Annotated in this window: 12 protein-coding genes; 3 read left to right on the top strand and 9 right to left on the bottom strand. The window is 61.6% G+C overall.

Annotated elements, in window-relative coordinates:
- Nucleotides 1-394: 394 nt before the first annotated feature.
- Nucleotides 395-1,891 (bottom strand): ApeA N-terminal domain 1-containing protein, encoded by a 1,497-nt coding sequence (locus UU7_RS16315; protein WP_007810280.1) that lies wholly within the window; start codon nt 1,889-1,891, stop codon nt 395-397.
- 267 nt (nt 1,892-2,158) lie between these two features.
- Here UU7_RS16315 and UU7_RS16320 point away from each other — a divergent pair, with 267 nt between their 5' ends.
- Entirely contained in the window at nt 2,159-3,343 is a 1,185-nt protein-coding gene (locus UU7_RS16320) for a hypothetical protein (RefSeq protein ID WP_007810281.1), read from the top strand.
- 125 nt (nt 3,344-3,468) lie between these two features.
- Here the strand turns inward: UU7_RS16320 and UU7_RS16325 are convergent, their stop codons facing one another.
- A complete protein-coding gene (locus UU7_RS16325) occupies nt 3,469-4,095 on the bottom strand; it encodes a tyrosine-type recombinase/integrase (protein ID WP_007810282.1) in 627 nt (208 codons plus the stop codon).
- Between the two features lie 216 nt (nt 4,096-4,311).
- On the opposite strand from UU7_RS16325, the gene UU7_RS18485 reads away from it, so the two are divergent.
- On the top strand, nt 4,312-6,639 hold the full coding sequence (locus UU7_RS18485) for a hypothetical protein (RefSeq protein WP_157582387.1): 2,328 nt from the start codon (nt 4,312-4,314) through the stop codon (nt 6,637-6,639).
- A 430-nt stretch (nt 6,640-7,069) separates the two neighbouring features.
- Here the strand turns inward: UU7_RS18485 and UU7_RS16345 are convergent, their stop codons facing one another.
- Entirely contained in the window at nt 7,070-7,480 is a 411-nt protein-coding gene (locus tag UU7_RS16345; protein ID WP_007810284.1) for a hypothetical protein, read from the bottom strand.
- Nucleotides 7,464-8,102: a nucleotidyltransferase domain-containing protein gene (locus UU7_RS16350; RefSeq protein WP_007810285.1), complete on the bottom strand. Its 639-nt coding sequence runs from the start codon at nt 8,100-8,102 to the stop codon at nt 7,464-7,466. The genes UU7_RS16345 and UU7_RS16350 overlap by 17 nt, the downstream gene beginning before the upstream one ends.
- A gap of 829 nt (nt 8,103-8,931) precedes the next feature.
- On the opposite strand from UU7_RS16350, the gene UU7_RS16355 reads away from it, so the two are divergent.
- Nucleotides 8,932-9,363: a hypothetical protein gene (locus tag UU7_RS16355; protein ID WP_007810286.1), complete on the top strand. Its 432-nt coding sequence runs from the start codon at nt 8,932-8,934 to the stop codon at nt 9,361-9,363.
- A gap of 10 nt (nt 9,364-9,373) precedes the next feature.
- Here UU7_RS16355 and UU7_RS16360 read toward each other — a convergent pair whose 3' ends face one another.
- The 5 genes from UU7_RS16360 to UU7_RS16380 all read right to left on the bottom strand — a co-directional run bounded on the left by UU7_RS16360 (nt 9,374) and on the right by UU7_RS16380 (nt 12,315).
- Nucleotides 9,374-9,919 carry a DUF488 domain-containing protein gene (locus tag UU7_RS16360; protein ID WP_007810287.1) on the bottom strand — a complete coding sequence of 182 codons (546 nt, stop codon included), beginning with the start codon at nt 9,917-9,919 and terminating at the stop codon, nt 9,374-9,376.
- 4 nt (nt 9,920-9,923) lie between these two features.
- Entirely contained in the window at nt 9,924-10,136 is a 213-nt protein-coding gene (locus UU7_RS16365) for a hypervirulence associated TUDOR domain-containing protein (RefSeq protein WP_007810288.1), read from the bottom strand.
- Between the two features lie 93 nt (nt 10,137-10,229).
- Nucleotides 10,230-10,508, bottom strand: coding sequence for a hypothetical protein (locus UU7_RS16370; RefSeq protein WP_007810289.1), 279 nt, complete (start codon nt 10,506-10,508; stop codon nt 10,230-10,232).
- Nucleotides 10,509-10,558: 50 nt separating this feature from the next.
- Complete coding sequence (locus UU7_RS16375; RefSeq protein WP_007810290.1) at nt 10,559-11,266, bottom strand: LytR/AlgR family response regulator transcription factor; 708 nt, start codon at nt 11,264-11,266, stop codon at nt 10,559-10,561.
- Nucleotides 11,263-12,315 carry a sensor histidine kinase gene (locus UU7_RS16380; protein ID WP_007810291.1) on the bottom strand — a complete coding sequence of 351 codons (1,053 nt, stop codon included), beginning with the start codon at nt 12,313-12,315 and terminating at the stop codon, nt 11,263-11,265. The genes UU7_RS16375 and UU7_RS16380 overlap by 4 nt, the downstream gene beginning before the upstream one ends.
- Nucleotides 12,316-12,530 lie beyond the last annotated feature (215 nt).

Below are 12,530 nucleotides of genomic sequence, written 5' to 3' on the forward strand. Positions count from 1 at the left end.
CCTTGCGGACATCGGGCAACCGCTCTCAGCGTTGCCTCAACTCCGGCATCCATGCCGTCGCCTGTCCGCAAGGTTCGCGAGTCGAGGCCGGGCTTTTTGAGCGGGCTCCTGCCCGCGCGAAAAGGAGCCGACATCCCTGTCGGCTCCCGCTACGCGGCCTGTCGACCCCGCCCCGCCGCTGCAGAGGGGCCCCGGGTAGAGCAGCGGGCCATCGTGGCCCGCACTCTTCAGAAGAGCCGGAGCAGAGCAAAAGCTGCAGCGCAATGCCGGAGCTACGAACAGATGCTTCGTCATTCTTCGAATATGAGGCGATGCAGGATCAGGCCTCGGAAGTCGGCTTTCGACCCGAAGCAGTCACTCGAAAGTGTGGCTCTGAGCTGACCTGGGTTTTCGGTCAAGTTGCCATGGCCTGCTTCAGCTGGGCAACCGTCTCCTTGTATCCCCATCTGAACCTCGCGAAGTTGTGGCCGGTGCCGTGCGGCTCTTGGTTCCATCTGGACGCATCCCAGCCGGCTTCAATAAGATCCGATGCCGAAAACACGAACTCAAGCGCGTCCGTCAGGAATGGCACGAATGGTTCTGCCGCTTTGAAGTCGAAGGCCTTGGGACCACCCCCGTGGACGAAATAGTTGCGGCATGAAAGGGCGATCCTAATCACATAATCAAGGTCGGGGAACGCAGAGTCCACCTGCTCAGTGACGATCCGAGTCCGATGCGCCACCTTCTTCGGTAACGAAGGCTTTCCCATTCGCGCAATCGCCGATATCGCGCTGTCCCTATCTTGGCTCTGCGGCAATTTTTTGAGCGTGCTCAGTATGGTCGACCGAGCCTCCGAAAGGTCATCCGGCAACGGAACAGGTGCTGGCGTTGCTTCCGGAGGCAGTACGTCGAACATGTTGGCTGCGGCTACCAATCGATCGACGCCATATGAATTGCCCTTCTGTAAGCAACTGAGATACCGGACCCTCGCCGTTCTGCGTCCACTGTCGCGCTCGATCCAGTAGGTGATTACCGAGATGAACTCGTCACGGCGTTGAATAGGATCAAGTGGCACGTCTCCGGGATGAGGTTTGCGTTCCGAGTCACTTGAGTTGGGGGTCTTGGGGGCATAGCTCCAATGCACTCTCAATGGATTGCGACGTCTATCGTCAGCGTATCCAGCAAGACTTATCTGGATATCTGTGGCTCCCTGCACCCGTCCGGCCACCATCGACAAAAAGTGGGAAACACAGGCCACACGATCCATCGCGCTCTCGAAGGAGACCGGATGGTCTGGCTCGATAGAAACGTACATAGTGTTCTTCATGTAGAAGCCGTCAGGGCCTCCCATGTTGGAGGTTGGCCGGTGCCTTACAGCGATCTTCCCTATGGCGCTATCCAACTCTGCCACTGTGAACCTCCCTGTGAAGTAGGCGACTTCTGGCCACTCACCCGCCTTGATCTGCCTGATCCTGCTTTGCTGCTCCAGTACAGAATCGATGACTTTGGAAGCATCAATCACAAAACCGAACGCATCAAAGTCGTAAAACAGAGACGCGATATCATCCACGGTAAAGCTGATGCGCTGAATGCGTGCAGATTTCGTGTCCACGTGTTCGTCGCCAATTACGACATAGTGAGGAAAGACGTGTGCATAGTGGCTGGTTACAACGTGCCCCATAGTCGACCGACCTTGCGACGAACCAACGCAATCTATGCAAGTAATCCTCTTCCCGTCCAAGGTCACGCCAAGGATGTTGCCGACTGATCTGAGTAGAGGAAGCTCGGATTGACTACTGAGGTTGAGCAGCGTCCTCCGCCCGTCGACGACCAATTCGCCGAAGGAGCTGATGTCGCTCGGAAGTTGGAACGTGCCATGGAATCTCATGTCTCGGTTGTTGACCTTCGCCACGTCAAACCCTCCATTGCCACCTTCAGAGTCCCCGCCGCCGGTTATCAACCGGCTTGGTCGAGAACTACTGTAACCACCTTCGGAAAAGCCCAGCTAGAGTGTTTTTTAGAGTGGACCCTTCTGGCCGACTGCAGATGTGTCTCGCTTTGATCATCGTGGTCGCATAACCTTTTCGAGATCGTCGATAACCCTTGACTAGTGAGAACTGATTCTGCGAGAGGCTAAGGCTATGACACCACACCATCGTCGCGCAGCGAGACGGTCCTGATGATCGGCGCCCATGCGCTGCCGCCAGAAATGGAGCTCATTCGTGCGAAGGCGCTCCGGGCCTTGCGCGACGTTCGATCCGTTCATCACAACACGCGCACCTCGTCTGATTTCTGGGCAGACGCCCAGCGAACCGACGCCGGACGACGTTTGCCCGAGTACTACTTGGTGTACTTCCTATTGGTAGAACTACTCGGATTCCCGCATAAAGGTCCCGAGGAAAAGGTCGCTTGGACGATCCCTCTGGACTACCGCGGCAAGCTGTATACGATCGAACATCGCAAAATGGGGCTCGGGTTGTTCATTCCCGATCCCGACGCGCATGTGACGGAGGCGAATGAAATCGTCAACCGCATCGGCAAGGCGACGAAGGAGGCTCAGCCGTTTTTCAATTGGCTGGCCGATCAGCAGGTGGTGCAATCGGCCGTAAACGTTGCTAATCATAGTCAACCGCTCCATCAGCGGTACAAGTACCTTCGCGAGTCTGCGCAAGCGCATTTCGACGCAGCCGAACAGCGCCAAGCCGAGAGCCGTGTTGCAACGGAAGGAATGACAGACCTCTCGGGCTGGCTGAAACTGCATTTGCTGGGAACCCGTTTCGAGCCGGAGGGCGATTGGCTCGCACTGTCGGCGGTGGAAGCGTTCTTTTCCTGGACAGAGCACGCCTTGATTCATTTGGCCATCTTGCAGGGGCGAGTGACCACGGCATCTCAGGTCGCCACCTTGGCAGCTGGCGACTGGGTCGGGAAGTTCAATGCGGCCTTGGACCGCACTGAAAAAGGCGCAGCTACCTTGCTCGATCGCATCCTAGCCGTGCGCCAGGACCTGCGTAATCACGTCGCTCACGGCGCGTTCGGCAAACAGGGCGAAGCGTTGTCGTTCCACTCCAGCGCCGGCGCAGTTCCTGTGTTGCTGCCACACCGGACCGGACCGCGGCACTTTCGATTCGGAAATGGACTAGATTTTGACGCCCGACAAGTGTTCGGTGTGTTGGACGAATTCGAGGCCTTCATGTTTGCCGGAGCGCGCGCACCGGCGCGCGTATTCCTACTAGAGGAGCGCTACAGCACCGTACTCACGATGGTGGCAACCTACGCCATCGCCATGCAGTCAACTAACGAGATGCGGGACTTTTTGCGGCATTGGGGTGATCAAGTCGATCGATCCGCAAATATGGATTGGTGACGGGACTCATATTGCGTAATTGTTCTGACGCGAGCTGCTCAGCCTGCTACTCCTGATCGATTGAGGTCCGCTCTTGGCCGGATAGCGACCGTGCTTCCGGTCGCCATCCTTGCTCCATTGTGTGTTCAGACCTCGGTCTGCTCAGCAATTTCCAAGGCATCATCCACCTCGATGCCAAGATAGCGTACGGTGCTCTCCAGCTTGCTGTGGCCGAGTAAAAGTTGGACTGCGCGCAGGTTCTTTGTGCGTCGATAGATCAGCGAAACCTTCGTTCGACGCATCGTATGCGTTCCGTAGGCAGCAACATCGAGGCCAATCCCTGCAATCCAATCATCCACAATTCTGGCGTACTGCCGGGTAGAGAGGTGTGGTGATCCATGGATTCGGCTTGGGAACAGATGGGAATCCGGCACCAGCCCGGCACTACTGATCCATGCGGTGATCGCTTCCCGTGTCTGTTCCGTGATTTCGAACTGCACGGGTCGGTGCGTCTTTTGTTGCAAGATGGTCGCGCGAGCGGAAACGTGGTCCCCGTGTGCTATGTCGCACACCCGTAGCTTCACCAGATCACAGGCTCGAAGCTTGCTGTCAATGGCGAGATCGAACAAAGCGAGATCCCGAATCTTCTGTCTAAGCTGAAGACGGACACGGATGGCCCAAATGTCCCGAAGTCTAAGTGGCGCCTTCTGTCCGCTCAGCTTTCCCTTGTTCCATGGCTCGTGACGTCGTGCGGATACTCCTATCATGCTCATGACATGCTCCTACCGTTGTGGCGGAGCCAAGAAGCTTGCGCCCACGCGCGGACGGGCGCTGACCGACCCGTTGCGGACGTGCGTGGCTTCAATGCCGGCAGGGAGTCCTAACGCTATCCTGCGGTAAGCTCATTTGATCTATCGCGGCGAGCGCACATTCAAAAAGCGCTGGCGTTTACAAGGCAGCTTATAGCGGCAGAGGGGGCAACCAGCACTATGGCCGATACCGTAAGAGTAGATATTTCGTATCGACCGCTGCGCATCGGCTGGGCTGTGCACGATGGTGATTTGCCCGCGATCAGGAAAGCCGTGGAGTACTCGCATGCACTATGGGGCGGCCGCTTCAATCCGATTTTGGTGGTCGATCGTGAAGAGGAGGCACGTCAACTGGTCGAGCTGTTCCGACTTGATGTGATTGTACCGGTGGGTGACAGCCAAGAGGTAAGGGACTTTCCCAAGAAGTTTCCCCACCTGATTCAGCCCTTTCACGGTGATGCCGTCTTCGTCAAACAGGAGCAGTGGAGAAGCTTCTCTTGGGTGCTAGATATCTACAACGCGATTGCGCACTGGCATGATCGACCTGAGTGGAAGCAGCTCAAAGATCACGCGCTGCGCGCCTACCACTGGCAAGCGGACGATCCTCTCACTGATGTATTCGCTATGCAGTTCGGCGCCTTTCCCGCTGCAGACGAGATTGGTGTGGACTATGCCGATCTCGTTGCCAAAAACGTTAGCCCGGTGGCGTTCCCGTTGGCGCCAGATGCCCGGATTCCGGCAGATGTCGTTGAGCATCCCGGCTTAGCGTCGATTGGCCGATTTGGAATTGACCGTCACTATAGAGTGCCCCCCGGCTGGGATGCGCCGGGTTTCTTTGTAGGGAGCGTCGTCGATCCGAATGATCTAGTGTCATTCTGGAATATCCGCGCTTGTGACATCCCACTGTGGTTTGTCGATGTCGATCATATCGATCGCTACGTTGATCTGATTCCCGAGTGGGCACGTGTCCTCAAAGCTGACGTTGAACACAGACGCCACGAGTGGGATCGCCGTCTTGGTGTTTGGTCGCGACAAGACATCGATGAGGCGAGTAAACACTTCGCAGGTATGGAGCTGACCTTCTGTCGATTGAGAGATCACTTCTGGGGCGGCGGCGCCGTATCGCCGCCCGAGATGCATCTCGGACGGACATCGACGCTCGGCGTAATGGGAAATTCAGGCGGCATTCCTCGCGTAAACTTTGCGTTGGCAGACAAGCCCTTCTGCACTGATCTGCACTTCGCACAACAGCATCTCGTGGCATCGGTTTCGCTTATCGGCGGTCTTTACGGCGACGAGCAACATACCTTCGACGTGCCTTACGTCCCAGAGCTCAATGAGTTCTACGCGCGGACCATGCATTTCGACTACAACAAACTTCGAATTGGACCGGAAAGCACTGGTCTCATCATTAGTGTGGCAGATCACGACACCTTTCTCAACGCGATGCAGATAGCTGACCTGTTCAAACGGATATTTTCGATGGCAGGGCTCGAAAGCTCACTGAGCAACGGCGGTCGCATCGTACGACAGTTGTTGACGCAACTGGGTGGGCTGCAAGGTGCTCGAGTGTTTAAGGTCCCAGGAGCGAGATCGCTACTGAAAGCGTTCGGTTTGACCGACACCTTTACTCGCAAAGCTGCACTTAACGTGATTCGCGATAAATCGCCAAGGTATCCCGGCGGAACATTCGGTGCTCATACAGATTTGTTTCTCGGCCCGCGCCCGTTTGATATCAAGCTGACGCCCCAAGATGTATTTGCTTTCGTGGTATGCAAGGGATTGTTTCGGATGGGCGCCGACCTTCGTTGCCCGAAGTGCGATATGAAGAGTTGGTTGGCGCTGGATGTGCTCAAGCAGAGCACCACATGTGAACTCTGTGGCCACGGCTATGACGCCACGGAACAACTGATCGATGTCGAATGGCGATTTCGCCGATCTGGCGTGCTTGGAGCAGAGCGTAGTGCACAAGGTGCAGTACCTGTGGCGCTCGCCCTTCAGCAGCTTGGGACGACGCTACGCGAAGCAATGAGCACGAACATGTATTCGCCGTCGCTCGATATGAAGCCGGTAAACGGATCTGCATTGCCAAAGTGTGAGATCGATTTCGTCTGGTTGGAAAATGGGCGATTTCCGAAACGAGACTCGCTGATCCTCGCTGAGTGCAAGGACCAAGGGCCAATTTCGGCGGATGAATTCCAGCGCGACTTGGATAACTTGCGGCAGATCGCGGATGCTCTCCCACCGCACCGATTCGATACGTACATCTTGTTTGTGAAGTTGGCGCCATTTACGTCCGACGAGATCACGATGGCTCGTACCTTGAATGGACCTTATCGCCGCCGCGTGATCCTTCTGACTGCGCGGGAGCTTGAGCCATACCACGTGATGGAGCGACTGGAAGCTGAGATCGGCAAGCACGTTTACGCGGGATCAGCGGAAGAGCTTGCCAACCTGACTGCGCAGCTCTATTTCACTGACCCCGTAGATAGCTCAGTCTCGCCATGAAACTGCCCAACTTGGACCACGGCTTCCATTCCGTCGTGTGGTGCGCGTCGCCAGTGTCCCGAATGTCCGCAGTTGGCCGAACTGAGACGTTCGCGGTATTGAAAGTCCCGCTCGCAGAGGGAATTTCTTGTTCTTGGCTCTACGCCTTTCGCAACCGCAACGCGCACCGAGTGCGCGCCATGGCGAGGACATGGATGCCCGAGTTGAGGCAACGCAGGAGCGGTTGCCCGATGCCTGCGAGGCGCGGAAGCGGGGTGGCCTTCTCTTTGGTTCCTTTCTCTTGGCCACTCAAGAGAAAGGGACTCGCCCTCCGCCAGGAGGACGAAAGCTTTTGCTCTTGATGTCGACAGGTCGGCAAAAGACCGATCACTTCCAAGGCAGGAAGATCGAGAGTGAACCCCACCCCGGCCAGGGAGTGAATCAAGCCCTTTCAGCCCTGCGCAAGCTCATCAGCAACCTTCCCGCACGCCGCAACCAAATCAGCCACGATGCGCTCGTCCACATCGAGAACGCCTTCGTATTCGGCGACGTTGCGCATGTGATGGCACTTGTCCAGCACGCGCCATACCTCCGGTCCCAGCCCTAGTGTATGAGGGAGTGCCTGGAACACGATGTAGCGATGACGGGCGCGATAGCCATGGCGGCGCAAGGCGGCCAGGCACAGGGCGTGGGCCGCGTTGTAGGCGAGGTCGAAGCGGCTTTCCAGGGCCAGCGATGCGTTGCGGGCGTCGACCAGTCGCGCCCTGCCGGAGCGGAGCAAGCCCTCGAACTCCGCCGCATCCATCGGTTCCGCCGCCAGCGGTTTGCCGGCGCCGGCCAGGCTCTCAAGCGGCGAGGTCATGTTCGCCCCCGATCACCCACAGCCGCGGCTGTGCCAGCACGCGGGTCACGAAGCTGTTGCGCGCGGCGATGCGCTTGCGCAACTCGGCGCGGGTGTAGAGCGTGGGTTGGATCTCGCGGCCGAGGCGTTCGATCAGCGGATGCAGGGCGGCCATGAGGTCTGCATAGGTCAGCGTATCGGACACCAGCATCAGGTCGATGTCGCTGGCCGCGGTGTCGCTGCCCTTGGCCACCGAGCCGTAGACGAAGGCAACCGCGACGTGCTCGGCCAGGGGTGCCAAGGCTTCGCGCAGGGGAGCGGCCAGGCCGAAGGTCTTGCGCACGAGGGAGATCAGCTCGGCGTGGATCGGCGAGGCGGGATCGGCGCGGTAACGCTTCTGGTTGCCGACCGGTTCCACGGTGAGCAGGCCGCTGCCGGCCAGCCGCGCGACTTCACGTTGCACGGCGCCGCTGCCGGCGCCGGTGGTCTGGATCAGTTCGCTGACCGTGAAGCTGCGCTCCGGCTGGCCGAACAGGCAGCCGAGGACACGTTGCTGGGTGGTGGTGAACAAGGCATCGGACAGGCTGGTGCTGGCGTAGAGCGCCGCTGCCTCGCTGATTCCCTTGCTGGCTTTAGTGCCCATATTGGGCATGTTAATGCCCGAAATGGGCATGTGCAAGATCGCAGGGCCCAGGGCGAAGCTCTCCCGCTTCCGAATGCCGGGTCGATCTCGTCTTATGCAGACGAACGGAGACATGCACGGTATTGAAAAGTCCCGCTCGCAGCGGATTCCCGGCTCTGCGGCTTTCGCAACCGCAACGCGGTTGCGCACCGAGGGTGCGCCATGGCGAGGGCATGGATGCCCGAGTTGAGGCAACGCAGGAGCAGTTGCCCGATGGCGCGCTGCTCTGCCCGGGGCCCCTCTGCAGCGGCGAGCGGGTGGAGGATCAGCCCGCAGGGTGGTCGACATGGATGCCGACCAGTTTGGCGTCAGTCCAGGGATGGGCTGTCGACAAACCCCGTAACCCGCACGCGGACTTTCCGGGCAGGCGACGGCATGGATGCCTGAGTTGAGGCAACGCAGGAGTAGTTGCCCGAAGCCCGGAAAGCGCGGAAGCGGGGTGGCCTTCTCTTTGGTTCCTTTCTCTTGGCCACTCAAGAGAAAGGGACTCGCCCTCCGTCAGGAGGACGAAAGCTTTTGCTCTGAACGCCGCATCGGCAGCAAGTTGCCGCCGTTCTGAAGCGAAGATCAAGAGCGAACCCCTCCCCGGCCCTCCCCTGCATGCAGGGGAGGGAGCAAGGCCTGGATGACTTGTGACGCACGGCGGCAAGACGGCCAGAAGCTCCCTGTTAGACTCGCCCGACCGATCCGCGAAGGCGCTGGCGCACGCGGGATCGTCCGGGGTTTTCGACTGTCTTGCTGGGGGTTGGACGTGATGGCCGTGCCGTTGTCTTGGAAGGTGGGAGGTGCGGTGGCGGCGGTCGTCGCTGCTGCGCTGGCGTGGCATGGGGTCTCGCTGTATCTGGCCGCGCGCCACGCCGACGAGCTGACCATGGACGTGGCCCGCAATGCCGAACTGGAGGCGCAGCAGGCCAGGGCGCAGGCGCAGCAGCGCAGCGCGCAGCTGGCGGCCACCCTGCAACGCCAGCGCGAGGACCTGGCCAATACCTATCGGCAGGTCAGCGAGGATGCCGCGCAATACCACGCCGAACAGTTGCGGCGCGAGGAACGGCAGCGGCAGGAAGCGCTGCGGATCAAGGCCAGTTATCGGCTGGGGCCGGATCAGCGCTGCGCCGACGGCATCGTGATCAATCGCAAGGGGTCCAGCTTCACCCAGGCGATCGGCAATACCGGCGCGCCGATCAAGTGCAGCGGCGACACCGCGGAAGAGCCGCTGCGCTGACGCGGCGCCGTTACAGCAGTTCGCCCTGCGCGGGCGCGTAGCTGAGCCGGCCGTCGACGATGCGGGCGGGCGACGTGTACGGATGTTCGGTGGCGTGGCTGGCGTCGATGATGTGGATGACCTCGATGCCGCGCAGTTTCAGCACGTCCGACACGATCGAGCGGTGGCAGCGCCACCAGACCACCTCGGCGCACATCATGGCGGTGCGCTTGCCGGCGGCCAGTTGCAGCAGTTCGGCCAGGCCCTCGGCGAATTCCTCGCTGGCGGTGTAGTCGGCGTAGCCCTGGAACGAGGCGTTGCGCCACGCCGTGTTCGGCGAGCCCGGCTGCACCTTGCGGCGGCCGCCGAGTGCGGGAATCCACTGGTAGGCGATGCCGTGCGCGGGCAGCGACCGGGCCAGCGCCTCGCTGGCGAAGTGCGGGTGGCGGCGCGAACCGGGGAAGCGGCGCACGTCGGCGATCGCTTCGATCCGGTATTCGTCGAGCAGGCCGAGGAACTCCTCCAGCGTGCGGGTGGAGTGGCCGATGGACCAGATCGTGGCGGGAACGGCGGGCATCGCCTCAGTCGATTTTGCGCAGGGCCGCGCCCTTGTGCATCGCCACGTGGTCGGTCCTGTCGCTCCTGATCTCGTACTGCGGATCGTCCTCGCTGCAATGACGCGTGTGACCCTTGTAGTCGGTGTCGCGGGTGTGCACCTTGATGATCTTTCCGCTGACGTGGCCGGCTTCGGAATTCCAGCGGACGTGGTCGCCGACCTTGAAGGCATGGCTCATCGCGATGTGCTCCGCAGCGTGGACATGCCGATCATTCCAGCACGAACGCCGTGCACGAAGCGTGGCGACCCGGGGCCGCGCAGCAGCACGAGGTCACCGCGTGCCGACGTCGCGCACGAAGATCAAAAAGAACAGCACGTGCATCGCCACGAGCGCGGCAAGCCAGTAGCCGACGAGGTCACCGCTCCACACCCGGTACAGCGCCAGCGGATGCACCAGCAGCACGAACCACCAGCACAGGCGGGCCAGCTGGCCGGCCAGCCCGGGGTGTGACTCGCGGAAGTGCAGGGTGCCGAAGCCGCCGGGAAAGACCGCCCAGCCGAGGCTGAAGACCAGGAAGAAGGTAAAGGCCAACCGCCCCAACACCCACATGCGCGACTCCTTGCGTTGACGCGTTCCGGTGGGAACGCGTTGTCGTGTGTCTACAGCGGCCGCAGCAGCTTGCGTACCGCGGGCAGGTTGCGCCGGCTGATTTCCGGCGCCAGTTCGGTGCCATCCAGCCGGGCCAGCACGCGGCCGTCGGCGAGGGTCTTCAGGCCCAGCAGCCGCGCCGGCGGCACCAGGCAGTTGCGATGCAGGCGCACCAGCTGTTCGGGGTAGGCCTCTTCCAGCTGGCGCAGCGATTCCTCGATCAGCAGCTCGCCGCGGCGATGATGGACCACCACGTATTTCTCGTCGGCCAGCAGGCAGGTCACTTCGTCCAGCGCGATGCGCACCTGTTCGCTGCCGTGGCGACCGTGCAGCCAGGCGACGGCTTCGCGGGGCGCATCGGCCACGCGTCGCTGCGCGCGCTGCAGCGCTTCGCGCAGGCGTTCCAGCCGCACCGGCTTCAGCAGGTAGTCCGCGGCGCCCAGTTCGAACGCCTTCAGCGCATGCGCTTCATAGGCGGTGCAGAAGATCACCTGGGGGCGGCTGCGGCCGGCCAGGCGCTGCGCCACGCCCACGCCGTCGATGCCGGGCATGTTGATGTCCAGCAGCAGCACGTCCGGCTGCAGTTCGCCGATCGCGCCCAGCGCCGCCTCGCCATCGGCCACGTTGCCGACGATCTCGACGCCGCTGCACTCGCCCAGCAGGGCAGCCAGGCGCGCCCGCGCCAGCGGTTCGTCGTCGACGATCAGCACGCGGGTCATGCCGGGCCTCCGGGAAGTTGCAGCAGCACCACGAAGCGATCGCCACGGGGCTCCGCCACCACCCGAGCCTGCGGGCCGTAGCGCCAGCCGACGCGGCGCCGCACGTTGTCCAGGCCATGGCCGTTGCCGCCGACCGCGGGCGTGGCCGGCAACGGATTGATGATCTCGATGCGCACGCCGCGGCCTTCGCGCTGCCCGCGCAGGATCACCTCGCCGCCTTCGCGCAACGGCTGGATGCCGTGGCGCACGGCGTTCTCCACCAGCGGCTGCAGCAGCAGCCGCGGCAGCGGGAAGTCGGCCGGCAGGTCATCGAGTTCGCGCGTCACCCGCAGCCGCGGGCCGAGCCGCAGCTGTTCGATCGCCAGATAGCGCTCGACCAGGGCCAGCTCCTCGCCCAGCGTGCCGTCGGCGCTGTCGTGCTGGCCCAGCGCGGCGCGGAACAGTTCGGACAGATCTTCCACCGTGCGTTCGGCGGCGGCCGGATCGACCCGGATCAGGGCAGCCACGGTATTCATGCTGTTGAACAGGAAGTGCGGCCGGATGCGCGCCTGCAGCGCCTCCACCTGGGCCCGCGTCACCGCGGCCAAGCGCGCCTGCCACTGCGCCAGCACGTAGAAGTAGCGCAGCATCGCGGCGCCGAGCAGGGCCGCGATCACCAGGTTGTCGCGGGTATAGGCGAGCGTGCTGCTCTTGATCAGCCGCATCTGCAGGGCGCCGTCGAACCAGTGCGCGACCAGGCTGGCCAGCAGCACGATCAGCATGATCAGCAACCACACCCCGACATACGGCAGGTGGCCGGGCAGGCGCTGCAGCGCCGGTCGCAACTTGCACAGCAGCACGCCGACCACCAGCACCAGCCAGGTCACGAACAGCATGCTGACGCTGTACGCCGACCACACGCGCGGGTCGTCGCCGGCCAGCCACATCACGGTCACCGTCAGCGCGCCGACCACGAACATCGCGAACAGTGCCGGCAGCCGGCAGAAGTCCGGCAGCGGGCTTTGTTCGGCGGGTCCGCGAGGCGTGCGGCTGGGCGTGGATTCGCGCATGCGGCAAGTATGCCGCAGCCTGAGGCGACGCTGATCAGGTATCGCCGCCGTCATGATGACTGGAAGGCCCTCAGGTGATGTTGCGTGGCGCCGGCAAGACTGGCCGTCTTGCCAAGCCGCGCGGCATCGGCTGCGGGCCTTCCAGTCATCACCTCATCATTTCAAATTCAAGAAGTTGAGGCCCACCCTCTCTGTCCGCATACCTTCGGTCCGTC

It is taken from the genome of Rhodanobacter spathiphylli B39 (assembly GCF_000264295.1).
GTDB classification, from domain to species: domain Bacteria; phylum Pseudomonadota; class Gammaproteobacteria; order Xanthomonadales; family Rhodanobacteraceae; genus Rhodanobacter; species Rhodanobacter spathiphylli.

Bases quoted from the DNA above. Each gene is read 5' to 3' on its own strand.
- UU7_RS16320 (WP_007810281.1), top strand. From the start codon at position 2,159: ATGATCGGCGCCCATGCGCTGCCGCCAGAAATGGAGCTCATTCGTGCG.
- UU7_RS16325 (WP_007810282.1), bottom strand. From the start codon at position 4,095: ATGAGCATGATAGGAGTATCCGCACGACGTCACGAGCCATGGAACAAG.
- UU7_RS18485 (WP_157582387.1), top strand. From the start codon at position 4,312: ATGGCCGATACCGTAAGAGTAGATATTTCGTATCGACCGCTGCGCATC.
- UU7_RS16345 (WP_007810284.1), bottom strand. From the start codon at position 7,480: ATGACCTCGCCGCTTGAGAGCCTGGCCGGCGCCGGCAAACCGCTGGCG.
- UU7_RS16350 (WP_007810285.1), bottom strand. From the start codon at position 8,102: ATGGGCACTAAAGCCAGCAAGGGAATCAGCGAGGCAGCGGCGCTCTAC.
- UU7_RS16360 (WP_007810287.1), bottom strand. From the start codon at position 9,919: ATGCCCGCCGTTCCCGCCACGATCTGGTCCATCGGCCACTCCACCCGC.
- UU7_RS16365 (WP_007810288.1), bottom strand. From the start codon at position 10,136: ATGAGCCATGCCTTCAAGGTCGGCGACCACGTCCGCTGGAATTCCGAA.
- UU7_RS16370 (WP_007810289.1), bottom strand. From the start codon at position 10,508: ATGTGGGTGTTGGGGCGGTTGGCCTTTACCTTCTTCCTGGTCTTCAGC.
- UU7_RS16375 (WP_007810290.1), bottom strand. From the start codon at position 11,266: ATGACCCGCGTGCTGATCGTCGACGACGAACCGCTGGCGCGGGCGCGC.
- UU7_RS16380 (WP_007810291.1), bottom strand. From the start codon at position 12,315: ATGCGCGAATCCACGCCCAGCCGCACGCCTCGCGGACCCGCCGAACAA.